The 19,290-nt window shown below is 63.4% G+C and carries 23 protein-coding genes; 16 read left to right on the forward strand and 7 right to left on the reverse strand.

The genetic code is table 11. The features are described from left to right. Positions 1-64: 64 nt before the first annotated feature. From FQV27_RS06725 to FQV27_RS06740, 4 genes are all read left to right on the forward strand, one after another. Positions 65-673 (forward strand): L,D-transpeptidase, encoded by a 609-nt coding sequence (locus FQV27_RS06725; RefSeq protein WP_147097100.1) that lies wholly within the window; start codon positions 65-67, stop codon positions 671-673. 126 nt (positions 674-799) lie between these two features. Next, positions 800-2,473, forward strand: coding sequence for a flavin monoamine oxidase family protein (locus tag FQV27_RS06730; RefSeq protein ID WP_186827241.1), 1,674 nt, complete (start codon positions 800-802; stop codon positions 2,471-2,473). 3 nt (positions 2,474-2,476) lie between these two features. Then, positions 2,477-2,869 carry a c-type cytochrome gene (locus FQV27_RS06735; RefSeq protein WP_147097101.1) on the forward strand — a complete coding sequence of 131 codons (393 nt, stop codon included), beginning with the start codon at positions 2,477-2,479 and terminating at the stop codon, positions 2,867-2,869. Positions 2,870-2,933: 64 nt separating this feature from the next. Continuing rightward, positions 2,934-3,422, forward strand: a complete 489-nt coding sequence (locus FQV27_RS06740) for a RidA family protein (protein ID WP_147097102.1) — start codon at positions 2,934-2,936, stop codon at positions 3,420-3,422. A gap of 60 nt (positions 3,423-3,482) precedes the next feature. Here the strand turns inward: FQV27_RS06740 and FQV27_RS06745 are convergent, their stop codons facing one another. Genes FQV27_RS06745 through FQV27_RS06755 form a run of 3 tightly spaced genes read right to left on the reverse strand, consistent with a single transcriptional unit; the run spans position 3,483 to position 5,758 of the window. Continuing rightward, a complete protein-coding gene (locus FQV27_RS06745) occupies positions 3,483-3,815 on the reverse strand; it encodes a 4a-hydroxytetrahydrobiopterin dehydratase (RefSeq protein WP_147097103.1) in 333 nt (110 codons plus the stop codon). A gap of 57 nt (positions 3,816-3,872) precedes the next feature. Then, on the reverse strand, positions 3,873-4,916 hold the full coding sequence (gene hemH / locus FQV27_RS06750; RefSeq protein ID WP_147097104.1) for a ferrochelatase: 1,044 nt from the start codon (positions 4,914-4,916) through the stop codon (positions 3,873-3,875). Then, a complete protein-coding gene (locus FQV27_RS06755; protein WP_147097105.1) occupies positions 4,913-5,758 on the reverse strand; it encodes a methyltransferase domain-containing protein in 846 nt (281 codons plus the stop codon). Before FQV27_RS06755 ends, hemH begins: the two co-directional genes overlap by 4 nt. On the opposite strand from FQV27_RS06755, the gene FQV27_RS06760 reads away from it, so the two are divergent. From FQV27_RS06760 to FQV27_RS06775, 4 genes are all read left to right on the forward strand, one after another. After that, the gene (locus FQV27_RS06760; RefSeq protein ID WP_246133020.1) at positions 5,757-6,521 is read left to right on the forward strand and encodes a ComF family protein; all 765 of its coding nucleotides are present in this window, start codon (positions 5,757-5,759) and stop codon (positions 6,519-6,521) included. The genes FQV27_RS06755 and FQV27_RS06760 overlap by 2 nt on opposite strands. Positions 6,522-6,607: 86 nt before the next feature. Next, entirely contained in the window at positions 6,608-6,865 is a 258-nt protein-coding gene (grxC, locus tag FQV27_RS06765; protein WP_147097106.1) for a glutaredoxin 3, read from the forward strand. Positions 6,866-6,880: 15 nt separating this feature from the next. Further along, entirely contained in the window at positions 6,881-7,720 is an 840-nt protein-coding gene (locus FQV27_RS06770) for a carbon-nitrogen hydrolase family protein (RefSeq protein WP_147097386.1), read from the forward strand. Between the two features lie 8 nt (positions 7,721-7,728). After that, the gene (locus tag FQV27_RS06775; protein ID WP_147097107.1) at positions 7,729-8,193 is read left to right on the forward strand and encodes a MarR family winged helix-turn-helix transcriptional regulator; all 465 of its coding nucleotides are present in this window, start codon (positions 7,729-7,731) and stop codon (positions 8,191-8,193) included. A gap of 6 nt (positions 8,194-8,199) precedes the next feature. On the opposite strand, the gene FQV27_RS06780 is transcribed toward FQV27_RS06775, so the two are convergent. Continuing rightward, the gene (locus tag FQV27_RS06780; RefSeq protein ID WP_147097108.1) at positions 8,200-8,784 is read right to left on the reverse strand and encodes a hypothetical protein; all 585 of its coding nucleotides are present in this window, start codon (positions 8,782-8,784) and stop codon (positions 8,200-8,202) included. Between the two features lie 171 nt (positions 8,785-8,955). On the opposite strand from FQV27_RS06780, the gene FQV27_RS06785 reads away from it, so the two are divergent. From FQV27_RS06785 to der, 3 genes are read left to right on the forward strand one after another with little or no spacing between them, the layout of a single operon-like run. Further along, entirely contained in the window at positions 8,956-9,675 is a 720-nt protein-coding gene (locus FQV27_RS06785) for a tetratricopeptide repeat protein (RefSeq protein ID WP_147097109.1), read from the forward strand. A gap of 26 nt (positions 9,676-9,701) precedes the next feature. Continuing rightward, positions 9,702-11,033 carry an outer membrane protein assembly factor BamB family protein gene (locus tag FQV27_RS06790; protein WP_147097110.1) on the forward strand — a complete coding sequence of 444 codons (1,332 nt, stop codon included), beginning with the start codon at positions 9,702-9,704 and terminating at the stop codon, positions 11,031-11,033. Next, entirely contained in the window at positions 11,030-12,511 is a 1,482-nt protein-coding gene (gene der, locus FQV27_RS06795; RefSeq protein WP_147097111.1) for a ribosome biogenesis GTPase Der, read from the forward strand. The genes FQV27_RS06790 and der overlap by 4 nt, the downstream gene beginning before the upstream one ends. On the opposite strand, the gene FQV27_RS06800 is transcribed toward der, so the two are convergent. The 3 genes from FQV27_RS06800 to FQV27_RS06810 form a co-directional block, all read right to left on the reverse strand. Then, entirely contained in the window at positions 12,508-13,239 is a 732-nt protein-coding gene (locus tag FQV27_RS06800; RefSeq protein WP_147097112.1) for a hypothetical protein, read from the reverse strand. The genes der and FQV27_RS06800 overlap by 4 nt on opposite strands. A 59-nt stretch (positions 13,240-13,298) precedes the next feature. Next, positions 13,299-14,594: a serine--tRNA ligase gene (gene serS / locus FQV27_RS06805; protein ID WP_147097113.1), complete on the reverse strand. Its 1,296-nt coding sequence runs from the start codon at positions 14,592-14,594 to the stop codon at positions 13,299-13,301. Between the two features lie 70 nt (positions 14,595-14,664). Beyond that, positions 14,665-15,018 carry a thioredoxin domain-containing protein gene (locus tag FQV27_RS06810; protein ID WP_246133021.1) on the reverse strand — a complete coding sequence of 118 codons (354 nt, stop codon included), beginning with the start codon at positions 15,016-15,018 and terminating at the stop codon, positions 14,665-14,667. Positions 15,019-15,215: 197 nt separating this feature from the next. Between FQV27_RS06810 and FQV27_RS06815 the strand changes: the two genes are divergently transcribed. The 5 genes from FQV27_RS06815 (at position 15,216) to FQV27_RS06835 (ending at position 19,289) form a co-directional block, all read left to right on the forward strand. Continuing rightward, positions 15,216-16,271 (forward strand): bifunctional transcriptional activator/DNA repair enzyme AdaA, encoded by a 1,056-nt coding sequence (locus tag FQV27_RS06815; protein ID WP_147097114.1) that lies wholly within the window; start codon positions 15,216-15,218, stop codon positions 16,269-16,271. A gap of 187 nt (positions 16,272-16,458) precedes the next feature. Beyond that, the gene (gene rpmB, locus FQV27_RS06820) at positions 16,459-16,761 is read left to right on the forward strand and encodes a 50S ribosomal protein L28 (protein WP_147097115.1); all 303 of its coding nucleotides are present in this window, start codon (positions 16,459-16,461) and stop codon (positions 16,759-16,761) included. Between the two features lie 136 nt (positions 16,762-16,897). After that, positions 16,898-17,239 carry a hypothetical protein gene (locus FQV27_RS06825; RefSeq protein WP_147097116.1) on the forward strand — a complete coding sequence of 114 codons (342 nt, stop codon included), beginning with the start codon at positions 16,898-16,900 and terminating at the stop codon, positions 17,237-17,239. Positions 17,240-17,272: 33 nt separating this feature from the next. After that, positions 17,273-17,764, forward strand: a complete 492-nt coding sequence (locus tag FQV27_RS06830) for a copper chaperone PCu(A)C (protein WP_147097117.1) — start codon at positions 17,273-17,275, stop codon at positions 17,762-17,764. A gap of 148 nt (positions 17,765-17,912) precedes the next feature. After that, positions 17,913-19,289 carry a DUF1800 domain-containing protein gene (locus tag FQV27_RS06835; RefSeq protein WP_147097118.1) on the forward strand — a complete coding sequence of 459 codons (1,377 nt, stop codon included), beginning with the start codon at positions 17,913-17,915 and terminating at the stop codon, positions 19,287-19,289. Position 19,290 lies beyond the last annotated feature (1 nt).

The following is a 19,290-nucleotide window of genomic DNA, read 5'->3' on the forward strand; positions in this document are numbered from 1 at the left end:
TTGAGAGCGTATCGCAGAAGCATCACCGGAAGGCCACGACAGATGGCCGGAGCAGGAGACAGAGATGACAGACCGTTTTCGCGGCGTGAGCCGCCGCAACTTCGTGACCGGGGCCACGGTGCTTGGTGCCGCAGGGCTGGCAGCGCCCGCCTTCGCCCAGCAGGCCACCCCCGATGCTGGTCAGGTGCAGTATGACACCAACGCGGATCAGCGCCGGAACATTTCCAGCTTTCGCGCGCAGGATTGGCAGCCTTATTTCAACTCGCTGAGCAATGGCGCAATCCTTGCCGACCTGACATCGCGTTGCGTGCATTACTGGTCCGAAGATGAAAGCATCTATCGCCTCTATCCCTCGTCCATCCCGGTTTCCCCCGAACTGACGCGCAAGGGCCGGACCGAGGTTATCCGCAAGGTTGAGGGGCCAAGCTGGGCGCCCACCCCCGAAATGCGGCAGCGCAACCCGGAATGGCCAGAATTCGTGCCGCCGGGGCCGGACAATCCGCTGGGCACGCACGCGCTTTATCTGAGCTGGCAGTATTATCGTATCCACGGCACGCACGACACCCGCAAGATCGGGCGCAAGTCGTCAAACGGGTGCATCGGGCTGTATAACGAGCATATCAAGGAACTGTTCGGCTATGCCAAGATCGGCACGCAAGTGCTGCTGATCTAGGCCGAAAGCCGTTCGCGGCGGCACTTCTTGCGCAGCGCTGCGCAGATCGCCGCAAGCGCATCGGCGTCGGTTGACATTCCGTGCCGGCCGTCGCCCACTGACGTCTCCACCCACAGGAGACGCGCTATGGAAAGCACAGCAGGAATGACCCGCCGTGATTTGCTGACGATGGTCGGCTATGCGGCGGGGGCATCGGCCATGTATACGGCGATGGCGGGCATGGGTTATGCAGGCACTTCAAGCTATGAAGGCCCGCTGACGCTTGACGGGGACCCGCAGGGAACGACGGTCCTGATCCTTGGTGCAGGCCTGGCCGGCATGACGGCAGCCTACGAGCTGGGCAAGGCCGGATATCAGGTTCAGATCCTTGAATATCGCGAGAAGGCAGGCGGGCGCTGCTGGACGCTGCGCGGCGGCGATACCTATACCGAACTGGGCGGTTTTCAGCAGGATGTGGCCTTCGCCGAAGGCAATTACCTGAATGGCGGTCCGTGGCGGATTCCCACCGACCACCATGCCGTGCTGGATTACTGCAAAAGGTTCGGCGTCAAGCTGGAGCCGTTTATCCAGCAGAACTATCACGCCTATCTGCATAACAGTCAGGCCTTTGACGGCAAGCCGCAGCGCTTCCGCGAGATTCAGGCCGACTATCGTGGCCAGATCGCAGAATTGCTGGCAAAGGCGGTCCACCAGGACAAACTGGATGAACTTGTCACCGACGACGATGCCGAACTTCTGGTCGAATCGCTGAAAACCTTCGGCGTGCTGAATGACGATCTTGAATATGTGAAATCCGACGCGACCTCGTCCTATCGGGGTTGGGCCGTCGAACCGGGTGGCGGGACCGATCCGACGCCGGAACCTTCGGACATTATTTCGCTTCAGGACATTCTGGCGGGACGGCTGTGGAAAAACCTGCTTGTGGGCGAGACGATCGACCATCAACAGGCGATCTTTCAGCCGGTCGGCGGCATGGACATGATTGCGCAGGCCTTCGCGCGCGAAATTGGGGATGTTGTCACCTATAATGCGAAGGTCATTCGCATCAACGGCACGGAAAATGGGGTCGAGGCGACCTATATCTCCTCGGACGGCGGAACAGAGGAGACGACGGTTACGGCAGACTATTGCATCTGCACGATTCCCTTTTCGATCCTTGGTCAGATTGAGAACAATTTTTCAGGTGGCATGCAGGCCGCGATCGACAGCGTCTATTACGAAAGTTCGATCAAGATCGGGCTGGAATTCAAACGCCGTTTCTGGGAACAGGACGATCACATCTTCGGCGGGATCAGCTATACGGATCTGCCGATCACGCTGATCTCCTATCCGTCGACGAACTTCTTCAGCGACGGGCCGGGTGTGCTTCTGGGCTGTTATTCCTGGGGGGCTGCGTCCTATCAGTTCAACGCAATCGCGCCCGAGCAGCGCATCGAGCGCGCGCTGGAATTCGGCGCGCAGATACACCCTCAATACCGAGAGGAGTTTTCGAACGGCGCATCCGTCGCATGGCACCGTGTTCCCTGGGTGCTGGGGTGCTACGGCATCTGGCGCGACCGCGAAGCGAATTATGCCGATGCGGTCCAGATGGATCAGCGCACCCTGATGGCGGGCGAGCATATGTCTGATCTTCCCGCGTGGCAGGAAGGCGCAATTCTGTCGGCGCTGAGCGCCGTGAAGCGTCTGCATGCTCATGTCACGGGCGCGGGTGATAGTGCCAGCGACAGTGCTGGTGCAGCCGCCGCCGACGATGCTGCCGCGCCCGCGACTTCAGAAACGCCTGCAACAGAAGGGAATTAAGCCATGAAGCACCATGTCTCACGGATAATTTTCGCAGCTGCCGTTCTGCTGGGAGGCATCGCATCCGCGCAGGATTTCGTGCAAAGCGGAAGCTCTGCCACGCTGCCGCAGACAGAGGGCGAGGCGATCTACAATGCGATCTGTTCAGGCTGCCACATGCCCGACGGACAGGGCGCGGTCGGGGCCGGCGAATATCCGGCACTGGCGGGGAACGAGAACCTCGAAACCGCGGATTACCCGATCTATCTGATTATTCATGGCCAGAAGGCGATGCCGCCGCTTGGCGACTATCTGGATGACGCGCAGATCGCATCTGTGGTGAACTATATCCGCCACAACCTCGGCAATAATTTCGAAGGCGATACCGACGCGGCCTATGTGCCGCAGTCGCGCTGACGCGCAGCCATACAGGCGGGCCTCCCACGGAGGCCCGCGCGCATTTTCAGAAAGGATGACAAAAATGAACTTCAAAACCCTTGCATATGCCGCCGCATTCGGTGCCTTGCCGCTGGTGGCCGCCGCGCAGGACGTGATCCGCCACCCGATCCCGGATTCGGATTTCCCCATCGCGCAGGCGGTCGAGATTCCGGCCGGCAAAAGCACTGTCTATCTGAGCGGCGTCGTGCCTTCGGTTGCGGATGACGCCGCCGATCCCGCCACCCCCGAAGCCTGGGGCAATATGGAGGCGCAGACCGTCAGCGTGCTGAACTCGATCAAGGCGACGCTCGAATCCCTGGATATGACGATGGGTGATGTCGTGAAGATGCAGGCATTCCTTGTCGCGCCGGAAGGCCAGGCGGTCGATTTTGCGGGCTTCATGGGCGGCTATACGCAGTTCTTCGGCACTGATGAGCAGCCCAACTTGCCGTCACGTTCGGCCATGGTGGTGGATGCGCTGGTGAACCCGAACTGGCTGGTCGAGATCGAAGTCACCGCCGTGCGTCCCTGATCCGGCATTCTTGCAGCCTGTCGCTGGTGCGCCAGGCTGCGCAGAACCCGCCTGTGGATGTCAGGCAACAAGTGCGTCCAGACGCGCCGCGCAGATGAAATCGTTCTCTGTCAGTCCGCCCGCCGCATGGGTGGTGAAGCTGACCAGGCAGTATCCCCAGCCGAAGGCGACATCTGGGTGATGCCCCTGCTTGTTTCCCAGCCAAGCGGCCAGATTTGCCATCTCGACCGCCTTCGCGAAACCCTTGAATTCGAACCGGCGGCTGATCGTTGTGCCGTCATCGCTCAGCGTCCAGTCGTTCAGTTCGGTCAGCATCCGCTTGACGTCATCCGCGCCAAGGGGTGGGGTTCCGTCCTTGCAGGCTGTGCATGTCCTGTTCGCGAGCGCTGTCATGGCCGATTCCTTTCGCTGCGTGACAGGAACAGAATGACGGCAAAGGGCCGGCCGGGTCTACACCCAGCCGGCTGTATTTTCCCGGATGATATTCATCATGACCTCGATATGGTCGGGATCGTCATTCAGGCAGGGGATATAGGTGAAGTTCTTGCCGCCGGCATGTTCGAAGGCTTCACGGATTTCACCATTGATCTCCTCCAGCGTTTCGATGCAGTCGGCGGCAAAGGCGGGTGAGATCACCGCGATATCGGTATGGCCTTGCCGCGCCAGTTCGGCGACATGTTCGACTGTATAGGGGCGCAGCCATTCCTCGCGCCCGAAAACGGACTGGAAGCTGGTATCAATGCGATCCTCCGGCCAGCCAAGCTTTTCACGCAGCAGGCGCGTCGTCTTCTGGCACTGGCAATGATAGGGGTCGCCTTCCAGAAGATAGCGCTTCGGCATACCGTGATAGCTGGCGACCAGCTTGGTCGGTGCCTTGCCCTCCAACGCTCGGGTGACGCTGCCGGCAAGTGCCGAGATATAGTCGGGACGGTCGAAATAGGGATCGATGGTGCGCACGGTGGGCTGCCATTTCTGTTCCATAAGCGCACGGAACAACTGGTCATTCGCCGTCGCCGAGGTCGCGCCGGCATATTGCGGATAAAGCGGCAGAAAAACGATGCGGCGACAGCCGGCCTTGACCATGCGATCCAGAACCTCGTGGGTCGAAGGGTTGCCGTAGCGCATGCAGAATTCGACCATGACGCTCTCGCCCCACTCGGCCTCTGCGCGCTCGCGCAGGGCGTCTGTCTGGGCGCGCGTGATGGTCATCAGCGGGCTTTCGTTCTTCTCCTCATTCCAGATGAGCTTGTAGTTTGCCCCGGAGGAGAAGGGCCGCTTCGTCAGAATGATGCCCTGAAGGATCGGTTGCCATTTCCAGCGCGGCAGGTCGATGACGCGGCGGTCGGACAGGAATTCGTTCAGATAACGCCGCATCGACCAGTAGTCATGCCCGTCGGGCGTGCCGAGATTGGCGAGCAAAATGCCGGTTCGACCCTTTGGGATCGCGGGATGCCCGGCGGGACGTGGGGCTGCTGGGGTGGTCGTGGTGGTCATGTCTCTCTCGGGGTCAACGCGTCGATCAGCGAGGCCTTTGCAGAGCCGGGGCGAAGCGGCTTTTGCTGGCTGGCATCGGGTGCCCATCCGGTCAGGAAAATCATGTCGAAGGTGGCGATGATCCGCGCGGCGTTTGCCGGGTCCGGGTAGCGCAGCGCGTAATCGGCGGCGGCGCGGGCAAAGACCTCTCGGCGCGTCGGCCGACGCAACCTGTCGTTCAGCGCGTTGCTTTCGGCCATGGCACGCAGATCGGTCGCGAGGTGGAACAGGTCGCGATACGAAACCTGCAGCGGCAGGTGATCCGCGACCGGAAGGGCCAGCCCGGCGCGCGACAGAAGTGCGCCAAGATCGCGGATCTCGCCCATCGGCAGAATGCGCGGCGACAGCCCGCCCGTCGCTTCGATTTCGGCGCGCGAGAGCGTGTCGCGCAATTCGAGAAGCGTGTCGCCACCCATCATCGCGGCTATGAACAGGCCGTCCGGCTTCAGCGCACGGGCGCATTGCACGATCTGGCCGACAGGGTCTTCGGCCCAGTGCAGCGCCATGGCGTGGACGACCAGATCAAGTCCCTCGGGCAGATCGAGCAGCGCGGCATCCGAAATCACATGCGCGTCAGGGAAGGCATCTTTCCAGAAATCCGGCCACGAGGTCACGATCGCAACGCGCGTAAACGGCCTGTTAATCTCTGCCAGCCTATCCTGAATCTCCTCGGCCGCGATTCGGTGCAGCAGGTCTGTCGGCCCCTGCCGGGCCGCGCGCCTGCGGTGCTGTTCCAGCGCTGTGGGGTCAATCAACCGGCGCGCAGGCGGAGCAGTGTCTGAAAGGGTGGGAACGGAATTCATGGGGTTCAGTCATAAGACCCTTCCACGGACGATGAAAGCCGCTTTGCGGATGATCTATCCGCCGCAATGCCTGGGCTGCAGCGCCGCTGTCGAACAGGACGGGGCGCTTTGTCCGCAGTGCTGGCGCGATTGCGCCTTTGTCTCGGGCTGCGCATGCCGCCGCTGCGGTGTTCCGCTGCCCGGTTCGGGCGACGGCGATGCGGCCCTTGGCGATGCGTCGATGATCTGCGACGACTGTTTGCGGGTGGAACGACCGTGGCGGCACGGACGGGCCGCGCTGATCTATAGCGGCGTGGGGCGGCAGCTGGTGATGTCGCTGAAGCATGGCGACAGGCCCGATCTGGCAGGCCCGCTTGGTGGCTGGCTGTCGGTGGCTGCCGCGCCGCTGGTGCGCCCCGGCATGGTGGTCGCGCCTGTTCCGCTGCATCCGCGCCGGCTGCTGAAGCGCAAGTTCAACCAGGCGGCGCTTCTGTCAGCGCAGGCCGCGCGGGTGCATGGGCTCATGCATCGCCCGACGCTTCTTTACCGCCGTCGTTCGACCGCAGCGCAGGATCGCCGCAGCCTGACGGAGAGATACGAAAATCTGAAAGATGCGCTTGGCGTCACGCCCCGTCACCGGCACGAGATCGAGGGTCGCTCTGTCCTGCTGATCGACGATGTGATGGCCTCGGGTGCGACGATGACCGCTGCGGCCGAAGCTCTTCTTGAAGCCGGCGCGGCGACGGTCAGCATTGCGGTCCTTGCCCGTGCCGTAAAGGAATAGGATGCACCTGTCTTTCCGGTCAGGGCTATGGAAAATCGCGGTGCCGGGGCATACATGGCTAGCGCAACCCGCCGAAGGAACCTGTCATGGCAAATGTCGAGATCTACACCACGCCAAGCTGCCCCTATTGCCATGCCGCCAAGGCGCTTCTGACGCGCAAGGGCGCAGGCTATCGCGAAATCGACGTCAGCCGCGATCCGGATCTGCGCGCCGCGATGATGCAGCGCGCATCCGGGCGCCGGACGGTCCCGCAGATCTTCATTGACGACCGCCATATCGGCGGCTCTGACGATCTGCATTCGCTGGACCGCGAAGGTCGCCTGGATCCGTTGCTGGAGAACTGAGCGATGGCGGACGCGCTGACGGTCGGGCTGGTGCAGCTGTCGGTCGGGGACGATCCGGCGCGGAACCTGCCCGTCGCGCAGGCGCTGATTGCCGAAGCGGCCGGGGGCGGCGCGAATTTTGTGCTGACCCCGGAATGCACGAACCTGATCGCTGCAGGTCGTGAATGGCAGCAGCAGGTCGTGACGACCGAGGCAGATGACCAGACGCTGCACGCGTTGCGCGCGCAAGCGGCCGAGCTGGGCATCTGGCTGCTTGTCGGCTCGCTTGCCATTCGTGCCGACGTTCCGGGCGATACCCGGCTGGCCAACCGCAGCTTTCTGATCGGACCCGATGGCGCGATCACAGCGCGATACGACAAGATCCATATGTTCGACGTCACCATTTCGGATAGCGAATCCTATGCAGAATCGGATTCGTACCGGCCCGGCACACGCGCCGTCCTGGCAGATGGTCCGGCCCGGATCGGGATGAGCGTCTGCTACGACTTGCGCTTTCCGGCGCTTTACCGCGCGCTGTCGCAGGCGGGCGCCGATATTCTGGCGGTGCCGTCCGCATTCAACGACACGACCGGCGCGGCGCATTGGCATACGCTTCTGCGCGCCCGCGCGATCGAGACAGGGTCGTTCGTGCTCGCGCCTGCGCAATGCGGCGCGCACCGGGTCGATCACACCGAAACCTCGCGCATCCGGCGCAGCTATGGTCATAGTCTGGCAGTTTCACCCTGGGGCGAGGTCCTTTCTGACGCAGGGGAAGAACCGGGTGTTTCAATCTTAAAGCTTGACTTGCAAGAGGTCGCGGCGGCACGTTCCCGCATCCCATCACTGTGCAGTGATCGGCCTTTTGAGGCACCGTGACCGAACCTATGACTGAACTGAAACCGCCACCGGACGACCCCTCCCGCGCTTCTGTCGCGGCCAGCCTTTTTGCCGAGGTGCTGGTGGTGGAGCAGTTGGCGCGCGCAATGATCGGCCGGTCATTGCCCGGCGGGATGCAGATATCGCATTTCTCGGTCCTCAATCTGCTCGCGCATATCTCGGAGGAGCGGACGCCCGCCCAACTGGCCGAGGCATTTCACGTCACCCGCGGCGCGATGTCGAACACGCTCGCGCGGCTTGAATGGGCCGGGCATGTGCATATCCGGCCAGACTGGGACGATGCGCGGCGCAAATTCGTGTCGATCAGCCCGGCTGGGCGGGCGGCACGAGATGCCGCGCTGGCAGCGATTCTGCCCGCGATGAGCGATGTCGTGCGTGATATCGGGGCCGAGCGTGTCCGCGCGGCGCTGCCCGTCCTGCGCGCGCTTCGCGACCGGCTGGAGCCGGAATAGCCGCAGCTATTCCATCCGCGCGGCCAGCCGCATCGCATGGCTGGCATCGCGCGCACTTGCCGGCATGACCGGGTCGTAGGCGGCGCGGATCACCCTCGACAGAGGCTCGGTCGCGGTTATGTCCTTCGCGAAGCTGAGCATCGAGCGCATGGCGAGGGTTTCGGCAAGAACCGCCGGATGAACGTTTTCGAAGCCGCCGCCCATCCGCACGAAGGACAGGCAGGCGCGGATGCTGCCGTCGGGATCGAAGCGGAAGATCTGGTAGTGATCGGCGTCTGTCCGCTTCAGCCGTTCGATCAGATCCGGCTGACCGGACAGCTTCTCCAGATCCGGGATCTCGTTCAGTTCGTCCCAGTCCTTGCAGAAGAACATCATCAGATTTGCGCCCATTTCCGGGTCGGTATCGGCCAAAGGATGCCCTGCATGGGCATAGGCGGCACGCAGCGCGGCACGGAATATATCAAGGCTCTCATCGGCGAGGCCGAAGATCACCGGCGCGACGGGTCGTTCCCAACGCGCGCAAAGATAATCGCCGTCGCGGGTGAAAAGATCTGCAATCTGTTCGGCGTCGAGCGTTGGCTGTTCGGTCATCGGCTTGCTCCGCTGCGTGGGCTCTCGTCATTCAGAAACCGCTCGGGCAGCTTATGTCAATGCGCGCCTTCCGAGGTGTGGGCGGCGTGCTGTCGGCGACGTGATCCCGCCTGCGGCTTGTCCATGGCCGCTTCTGGGCTATAAGAGGCTGCAAGAACAAGGCGGAACGACATGAGCCACGACAGCGACAGTTTCATTGACGAAGTGACCGAGGAGGTGCGCCGTGACCGCCTGTATGGGCTGATGCGGCGCTATGGCTGGATCGGGCTGGTCGTGATTCTGGCGATCGTGCTTGGCGCGGCATGGCGCGAATTCAGCACATCGCGCGACCGGGCCGCGGCACAGGCGTGGGGCGATGCGGTTCTTGCCGCGCAGGATTCGGACGATCCGGTCAAGGCGCTTTCGTCGCTGGATGCGGGCGGCAATGCTGACCGTGCAGCACTTGGCAGCCTGCTTGCGGCAGGCGCGGCAGAGGATGCGGGCGATGCGGCGACGGCGGCCACCGCGCTTGAAAGTGCTGCCGGAACCGCGCAGGATCCGCTGCTGCGCGATCTGGCGCGGCTCAAGGCCGTGCTGGCCGCCGGTGAAAGCATGGAACCGGGCGCGCGCGATGCCGCACTTGCCGAATTGTCAAAGCCCGGTGCCCCGTTCCGGTTGCTTGCGCTGGAACAGAAGGCCGTCGCCTTGCTTGCGGCCGGTCGCGATCAGGATGCGCTGACGCTTATCCGTGAAACGCTGGCGGAAGACGGGGTCAGCCAAGCGCTCGCCTCGCGACTGACGCAGATGATGATAACGCTCGGCGCGCCGCCTGCCGATACCGCCGCGCCGGCTTCGGGGAATGTCCCGGCCGCCGAAGCCAGTCCCGTGGGCGAAGCGGCGCCTGCTGAATGATCCCGTCACATGACAAGAGGCCAGCCATGACGCCCAGACTTGCCCTGACGCCCGCGCGTATCGCCTTGCTGGCGGCGCTTGTCCTTTCGGCCTGCGCAGAGCGCGAGGTCATCCTGCCGGGTCCGCGCTATGACCCGCGCGCCGTGACGTCGCCTGACGGTCCCGCTGTCGAACAGGCAGTCGCCGCCAATCAGGCGCTTCAGCTTCCCGGCCCGCGCGCAATTTCAGAGTGGACGGCCCGCGGGTCGAACCCGGCGCATTACAGCGGGCATGTCGCTTTGGGCGCCGGCACGCAGCTTCTGTTTGCAGCGCCGATCGGGCAGCCGGGCGGCAAGCGCCATCGTATCACGGCTGATCCCATCGTTGCGGGCGGGCGTGTATTCACGCTCGACAGCCGCGCGCGCGTGACCGCGACCTCGCTGGCGGGTGGCCATGCATGGTCTGCCGATCTGACACCGTCTGGCGAAAACCCGAACAGCGTTTCGGGCGGGGGGATCGCATATGAAGCCGGGCGCGTCTTCGTGACCACCGGCTATGGAGAGCTGGTCGCGCTCGACGTGCGGCGCGGCGGCATCCTGTGGCGTCAGCGGCTGGAGGCACCGGCAGCGGGCGCGCCAACCGTGCAGAACGGCGTCGTTTACGTCACCAGCCGCACCGGCACCGGCTTTGCCGTGCGCGCCGAGGACGGCAAGTTGCAGTGGCAGGTGTCCGGCATCCAGCAGCCGACCGCCGTTATGGGCGTTGCTGCCCCTGCGGTCGAGGGCAGTCAGGTGATCTTTCCCTTCGCGTCGGGTCAGCTTCTGGCCGTCGACCGCGAAACCGGCATCGAAAGCTGGTCCGGGCAGGTCGCTGGCACCCGTGTGGGCCGTGCGGTGGCCTATATCCGCGACATGACGGGCGAGCCGGTTATCGTGGGCAACACTGTTTTTGCAGGCACGTCGTCCGGGCGCATCGCGGCCTTCGACCGTCAGACGGGAACGCAGCTCTGGTCGGCGCGCGAGGGGGCTGTATCGCCTGTCGTGCCTGTCGGAAACGCAGTTTTCGCGGTCAACGATCAGAACCAGCTTATCCGGCTTGACGCGTCGAATGGCGGACTGGTCTGGGCGCGCGATCTGCCGCTTTATGTCGATCAGAAGGTGAAAAAGCAGGACCGCATCTATGCCCAATATGGGCCGGTTCTGGCCGGGGGACGCCTGTTCGTCACGTCGTCCGACGGGGTGCTTCGCGGCTTCGATCCGGTGTCAGGCAATCTGGTTACGCAGGCCGAGATCCCCGGCGGTGCAGCCACGGCGCCTGTCGTCGCGGGCAATGTGCTTTACGTCACCAGCCGTGACGGCCGGCTGCTCGCCTACAGATGAGCTTTACCCTCGCCATAGTCGGCCGCCCCAATGTCGGCAAATCGACGCTGTTCAACCGGCTGGTCGGGCGCAAGCTGGCGCTTGTCGACGATCAGCCGGGAGTCACCCGCGATCTTCGCGAGGGGCAGGGACGGCTTGGCGATCTGCGGTTTATCGTGGTCGATTCCGCCGGACTGGAACTGGCGGATGATGACAGCCTGCAGGGCCGGATGCGCCGGCTGACCGAACGCGCCGTCGACGAGGCTGACGTTGCGCTTTTCGTCATCGACGCGCGGGCGGGGGTGACGGCGGCGGATGAATATTTCGCCGATATTCTGCGCAAGCGCGCCAAGCATGTGATTCTCGCGGCGAACAAGGCAGAAGGCCGCGCAGGCGAGGCTGGCGCGATCGAGGCCTATGCGCTTGGCCTGGGCGAGCCGCTGCGCATTTCTGCGGAACATGGCGAGGGGATGGAGGATATCTATGCCGCGCTGAAGCCTCTTGCCGCAGAACTGACCGCGCAGAACGCGGGTTACGAACCCGCCGTCGATGTCGAGTTGCCCGAAGATGCCGAGTTCGACGAAGACGAAGCGCCGGATTGGATGCCAACCGAAGCGAAGCCATTGCAACTTGCAGTGATCGGTCGCCCGAACGCCGGAAAATCGACGCTCATCAACAAGATCCTTGGCGAAGACCGGCTGCTGACGGGGCCCGAGGCCGGGATTACCCGCGACGCGATCTCGGTCCGGACGGATTTCATGGGCACGCCCATGCGGATTTTCGACACTGCCGGGATGCGCAAGCGCGGCCGCGTGACTGACAAGCTGGAGAAGTTGTCGGTGGCCGACGGCCTGCGTGCGGTCCGCTTTGCCGAGGTGGTTGTCGTATTGCTGGACGTGGCGATCCCGTTTGAGCAGCAGGATCTGCGTATCGCCGATCTGGCAGAGACCGAGGGGCGCGCCGTCGTCGTCGCCGCCAATAAATGGGATCTTGAGGAAGACAAGCCCGAAAAGCTGAAAGAGCTGCGCGAGAGTTTCGAGCGTCTGCTGCCGCAATTGAAAGGCGCGCCTCTGGTGACGGTATCGGCGCGGACCGGCAAGGGGCTGGACCGGCTGCACAACGCGATCATGAAGGCATACGAGGTCTGGAACCGTCGAATCTCGACCTCGAAGCTGAACCGCTGGCTGGAGGCAATGACCGAGGCGCACCCTCCGCCTGCGCCCGGTGGACGCCGCATCCGGCTGCGCTATATGACGCAGGTGAAAACCCGTCCCCCTGCTTTTGTCGTCAAGGCAACGCATACGGACAAGATACCGGACAGCTATCACCGTTATCTTATCAATGGGTTGCGGATGGATTTCGACATGCCGGGAACGCCGATCCGCATCTTCTTCCGCGATCAGGGGAATGTGAACCCTTATCGCCACAAGGCGACCAAGATCAGCCAGTCCGGCGCGCTGTCAAAGCACAAGAACCGGCAAAAGCCGAAGGGCAGCTAGGTCGTCACGCGGACCAGCAGGAAGGTCAGCGCTGCCATGGAAAGAACCGCGATCACTGCAACCGGCGGGTTCACCTCGATCGTTGTGGCAGCGGTGGCCAGCAGCGCATACATCACGGTGATCGTGTAGGCAGGATTCCTTGGAATGCGCAACTGCACCGCTATCGCGGCGCTGCATGACAGGATCGCTCCGGCCAGCGTCGCAAGTTCCATGGGGATCGGGGTTGCATCCGACAGGAATGACGCAAAGGCCGCGAAGGTCAGCACGGTGGCCCAGCCGGCGAAGACGCCCAAAGTCGGGTCGCGCGCCAGTCGCCCCTCGGAATCCGTGCGCCGTCCGGTCGCAATCAGCGCCAGCAGCATAAGGACGCACAGCATGAAGCCTACAAGCGGCGCGCCGACCGAAATCCACGGCCAGATCGTCCCGAGCGCGAGTGCCGAGATGATGAGCAGCAAATCAGTCATGTCGAGCGCCGGGCGGTTGCCGTCCGGCATCGCCTCGCGAAGCGCCATTCGCAGCATCAGAACCCATAACGCGCCCAGCATGATCCACATCGCCGGGTGCTGCGGTCGCAGGTAGATTTCTGCCAGACCGTCCGGGTCCATCTGCTCGGTCGTGAAATGCAGTGGCAGCACGACTTCGGGGGCAGGGGTCAGTGCAAACTTCATGCCGCTGGCTACGAAAGCCAGCGCCATGATGCTCATCAGAAGTGTCGCCAGACGTTGCATCTGTCCGAACGCCCGAAATGGCCGCAAGTTGCGCCTTTTCGATAAGCATTTGTTAATTGTTAATCAAGAGTCCCATCAGCCCGCAGCGTTGTGCGGCCACCCAGATAGGGATGCAGCGCTTCCGGCAGGCTGACGGAACCGTCGGCTTGCTGACCGTTTTCCAGCACGGCAATCAGCGTCCGCCCCACGGCCAGACCGGACCCGTTCAGCGTATGCACGAATTCCGGCTTGCCGCCATCGTCCGGGCGGAAGCGCGCATTCATGCGCCGTGCCTGAAAATCACCGCAATAGCTGACCGACGATATCTCTCGGTAGGTGTTCTGCCCGGGCAGCCAGACCTCCAGGTCGTGGGTGATGCGCGCAGCAAACCCCGTATCCCCGGTGCAAAGCCGCATCGTCCGATAGGGAAGTCCCAGACCTTGCAGGATCGCTTCTGCACGCTCGGTCATTGCGGCATGTTCGGCAAGGCCCTGTTCTTCGTTTGCGGTGATCGAGACCATTTCAACCTTTTCGAACTGGTGCTGGCGCAGCATCCCGGCAGTGTCGCGGCCCGCGCTGCCGGCCTCGGATCGGAAGCAAAGCGAATGCGCAACCATGCGCCGCGGCAGATCCGACGCATCCAGAACCTCACCGTTCACCGTGTTGGTCAGGGTCACTTCCGAGGTCGGGATCAGCCACCATCCCTCACGCGTCTCATAGCTGTCCTCGCCGAATTTCGGCAGCTGGCCGGTGCCCTCCATCATCTCGGAGCGAACGAGAACCGGGGTTGCTGTTTCGGTCAGCCCGTGCGCGTCGACATGGGTATCAATCATGTATTGCGCCAGCGCTCGGTGAATGCGGGCAACACCGCTTTGCAGCAGCACGAATCGCGACCCGGACAGCTTTGCGGCGGTCACGAAATCCATGCCCGGCTTGACGCCCGCGATCTCGAAATGCTCGGCGGGGGTGAAGTCGAACTTGCGCGGGCTGCCCCAGCGACGCAGCTCGACATTGTCGTTTTCGTCCGCGCCGTCGGGCACGTCCTGAAGCGGCAGGTTCGGAATTGTCATCAGAAGATCGCGCAGCCGGCGGTCGAGATCGGCGGCCTCGGTCTGCATCTCGCCGACCTGTGCCTTGGTTTGGGCCACCACGGCGCGCAGACGTTCGAACTCTGCCTCGTCACCCTTGGCCTTCGCGGCACCGACCATCTTGCTGGCGCGGTTCTGTTCGGCCTGCGCATCCTCGGCTGCCTTGATCCTCGCGCGGCGGGTTTCGTCAAGTGACAACACCTCGGCAGAGATTGGCGCATCGCCGCGGCGGGCAAGTGCGGCATCGAAAGCGGCCGGGTTTTCGCGGATGGCGCGGATGTCGTGCATGGCAAAACCTGTCTAGAAGCTGTGCCGCAGGTGTTAGCCGATGAAGGTGCGGATGGAAATGCCCCGGAACCTAGTCGGCGCGCCCGAGCATCTGATCCAGCGCTGCGCGAAACTCGTTCGCCCCGCGATAGCCTTCGATCCTGCCCAGTTCGAACCCGTCGCGCAGCAGCACGAAGGTCGGCGACAGGCGTGGGCGGCTGGCCAAAGCAAGCCCGTCAGGCCACGCGCCGTCGATTGCCACAGGCAACAGCGGTGCGGTGCGGCCCTCGGCGCTTGCCGGATAGGTCGCACCGACCTCCTGCTGCCAGCGCGAATATTCGCCGCAACCCCTGTCATATGCGACAAGAAGCTGCAGCCGAGCGGCTTCGGCGATGCTGGCGCTCAGCAGCAGGCAGGCTGAGATCAGGGCGAAGAGGCGAGGCATGAATATCTCCACATCGCTGCAGGATAGCCCCGCGACCGTGGCAGACAAGCGGAGTGCATGATATTCCGCCAAGGGCGGTCACGGATTTCGCGAATGTGAACCGGCTGAGAGGTATTCTGGAATAGACGCCCGATTTTGCGCCGCAGTTGTTGTCAGGGGAAGCTATGTCGGAAGGCGGAAGAATGAAGGAGCCGGAGATGTTCGATCTGCCAGATGATGCGGTTCTTTATGCCGCGCTGAATGCCTGCGACCCTGCCTATGAAGGCCGCGCCTTTGTTGGCGTTACCTCAACCGGAATCTTCTGTCGCCTGACCTGTCCGGCACGCAAGCCCCGGCCAGAGAATTGCCGCTGGTTCGCCTCGGCCGAGGAGGCGCGCGCCGCTGGCTTTCGTGCGTGCAGGCGCTGCCATCCCGGCGGTGCCACTGCCGAAGGCGACGCCGCGGTGACGGCGCTGCGTGCGGCGATCGAGGCAGCGCCGGGTCGCCGCTGGACCGAGACGGATCTGGAAGACATGGGTTATGATCCTTCGACCATCCGCCGCGCGTTTCGCCGGCATTTCGGCATGACGTTTCTGCAGATGGCGCGCGAAGCGCGGCTGCGTGAAGGCGCCCGCCGCGTCGCGGGCGGGGATGCCGTGATCGAGGCCCAGCTTGATGCCGGCTTCGATTCGGCCTCGGGCTTCCGGCAGGCTTTCGCGCGTCTGTTCGGTCATCCGCCTGCCGGCATGCGGGTGGCTGGCGGGCTGGTCGCGGACTGGATCGACACGCCTCTGGGCGGGATGATTGCCGTCGCCGATCAAAATGCGCTGCATCTGCTGGAATTCACAGACCGCAAGGCGCTGAAGCCGCAACTGGCGCGGGTGTCACGCGACGCGAAGGGGCGAATCGGGCTGGGTTCATCGGCTGTGACGCGGCAGACATCCGATCAGCTTGCCGAGTTCTTTGCGGGCGGACGCTCGCGCTTCGATCTGCCGCTGGCCCCGCATGGCACAGATTTTCAGCGACGGGTCTGGAACGCGCTGACGCTGATCCCCGCGGGCGAGACCCGCAGCTATGCCGAAGTCGCCGCCGCCATCGGCCAGCCTCGGGCGACGCGCGCGGTCGCGCGTGCCAATGCAACCAACGGAATAGCCATTGTGATTCCCTGTCACCGCGTCATCGGCGCGGATGGGACGCTGACCGGCTATGCTGGCGGGCTGTGGCGCAAGGAAAAGCTGATCGCGGCAGAGCGCCGATATGCGGGTGCCGCCTGAGGCTTTCGTGCGGGCGACGCCGGTTGTGGGGTGACGCGGGTTTCGGCCAACAGGGCTTGACCTTGCCCCGGCAAGCCAGTATGCACCCGCGAACAGAATTTCGGGCGCTGCCTCGCGGCGCCTTTTCACATTGGGATCACGTCGTCACGCTCGACCATCCCGCGAAGGTAAAAACGAGGATACGAACATGTCGCGCGTCTGCGAATTGACCGGCAAAGGCCCGATGACCGGGAACAATGTCAGCCACGCCAATAACAAGACCCGTCGCCGGTTCCTGCCGAACCTGAACGACGTTACGCTGACGTCGGAAAAGACTGGCCGCAGCTATTCGCTGCGCATTTCGGCTGCCGCCCTGCGTTCGGTCGATCACCGCGGCGGTCTGGACGCCTTTCTGGCGAAGGCGAAGGATGCCGAACTGTCGGCCCGCGCCCTGAAGATCAAGAAAGAGATCGCCGGCGCCGGCGATTCGGCGGCCAACCTTTCGGTCTGATCCTTCGCGAGATTGTCTTAAGCGCCCCGCCGGGCATTCGGCGGGGCGCTTGGCGTTTCTGCCTTGGTCCCGCCTGCGACACTTCTGCGCGCTCATGCCGCTTTTCCGCGTCGCGGTGCCGCGCTAGACAGTCAGCATGAGGTTCTTCGCCCGCCTGTTTCTGATTGCCGCACTCGTGCTGACCTCGCAGGGGGTTGCCTCGGCGCGCGGGCAATCGCGCGCGCTGAGCGAACTGGTGATCTGCGCGGGCGCGACCGTCACCACAATCGTCGTCGACGAAAATGGCCAGCCCGCGCGTCGCACGGATTTCTGCCCTGACATCGCGCCGCTATTGCTGGCGGCCGTCGTGTTTGACACGGCGTTTCCGGCAGCACCATCGTCATGGGCGGCAGCGGTTCCGGCGATGCCCGTGATGTCATGTGCCGGACTGGTTGCGCCGCGCCCGTGCGCCCGTGCGCCGCCGGGTCATTTCGCCTGAACTCGAAAAACGACACCATCTTCAGGATAAACGATGAAACGCATGCTTATTGCGGCGCTTGCCGCCACCCTTCCCGCCGTCGCCCTGGCGCAAAGCAGTATCCAGATCACCGACGCTTATGCGCGCAGTGCCAACCCGAAATCCGGCGCGGCCTTCATGACGATCGTCAATGCCGGAAGCAGCGATTGCACGCTGAGTTCGGTCAGCGGAAATGCCGCCGAGATGATCGAACTTCACACCAACGAACAGGGCAGCGACGGGGTCGTCAAGATGACGAAGCTGAAAGATGGCATCACCATTCCGGCCGGCGCTGAACACAAGCTGATGCGTGGCGGTGACCACATCATGATGATGGGCCTGAACGCACCTTTGGAAACGGGTCAGGACATCGCGATGTCGCTGAATTTCGGCGAATGCGGGGCGGTCGATCTGGTCATTCCCGTTGACAATGATCGCAAGCCCGACGCCTCGGACGCCATGCCGATGCAGCATGGCGCACATGGTGAGATGAAGGCACCGAACTGATCGCCTGCACCGGCGATAAGATTGTGCCAGGCGGTTCGCAAACCCGCATCATCGCCCGGCACGCACGCGTTTGTGACCGCAGTCGGATCTAAGATAGACAAACCCGATGATGCCGTGCTGCGTTTAAGCGGCGAATGGATACGCGCGAATGAATTACGCCAGATTTTCCCAGGTCCGGTTCGGCACCGGCCTCTCGCCCCGATTTGCCGGGGCGGCATCGCCTGAAGAATTGATGGACTCGCTTCAGAATGACGCGATGGTGCGGAGGTTTCCGACAATCGGCAACGCCGAGGCTGCGGCAATTGCGACCGCCTATGCCCAGGCAAACAAGAATGAAACCAAAGTTGCTGGCGGTGCTGACGCGCGAAAGAAGGCAGAGGCGGTGCTGATGAACGCCGCCACGCGCGCCACCAAGGCAAGGATCGCCCGCGCCTTGGAGGATGAGACAGGGTTTGCCGACCGGCTCGCGCAGTTCTGGGCCAGCCATTTCAGCATTCGCGCGGGTGGGCAAAACATGGCGATCCTGACCTCCGCCTTCCACGAGGACGCGATACGCGCCAATCAGCGCACGCGCTTTGCAGATCTGCTGCGGGCGGCGACCCTGCATCCCGCGATGCTGCTTTATCTGGATCAGAATGCCTCGACAGGACCGAACTCTCCGCTGGCGGTGACGCGGCGAAGGAAGGGGCAGGGTTCGCCCGGCCTGAACGAAAATCACGCGCGAGAGCTGCTTGAACTGCACAGTATGGGTGTCGGCAGCGGCTATACACAGCAGGATGTGCGCCAGCTTGCTGAACTGATGACCGGCCTCGGCATCAATGCAAAGCGGGAATTCGATTTCAACAAGAACCGAGCCGAGCCCGGGGCAGAGACTGTGCTGGGTGCCGAATATGGCGGGGGCCGACCGCCGCGTCTGGCCGAGTTCGTGGCGTTTCTGGAAGATCTGTCGGTGCGGCCTGAAACCGCGCGCTTCATCTGCACAAAGCTGGTCCGGCATTTCTGCACCGACGATCCACCCAGCAAGCTGCTGAACGAGATGATTGCCCGCTTCCGCGACACCGGCGGCGAGCTTGTTCCCGTATACGAGGTTATGGTTGGCCATGCGCAATCGCGCGAGACATTTGCGCAGAAGGTGCGCCAGCCGCAGGACCTGCTGATCGCCTCGCTGCGGGCCTTGCGGATCGGCGGGGACCGGATCATGGCGCTTGAAGGCAAGGAGTTGTGGCGGCTGTATGTCAGGCCGCTGACGCGCATGGGGCAGAACCCGCAGGGCGCGCCGCAGCCGGAAGGTTGGCCCGAAAGCGCCATGTCATGGCTGACCCCGCAGCTTCTGGCAGCGCGGATCAACTGGGCGATGGGTCAGCCCGCGAAACTGCTGGACCAGCTTCCGGACCCGCGCGAATTCGCCAGTCAGGTGATCGCCGGTCCGACGCGTGATCGGGTGATCGACATGGCAGCACGTGCCGAGTCGCGGTCTGACGGCATCGGAATCGTGCTCGCTTCGCCGCAGTTCAACCGGAGATGAC

Source organism: Paracoccus aurantiacus, assembly GCF_007993065.1.
Lineage (GTDB): Bacteria > Pseudomonadota > Alphaproteobacteria > Rhodobacterales > Rhodobacteraceae > Paracoccus > Paracoccus aurantiacus.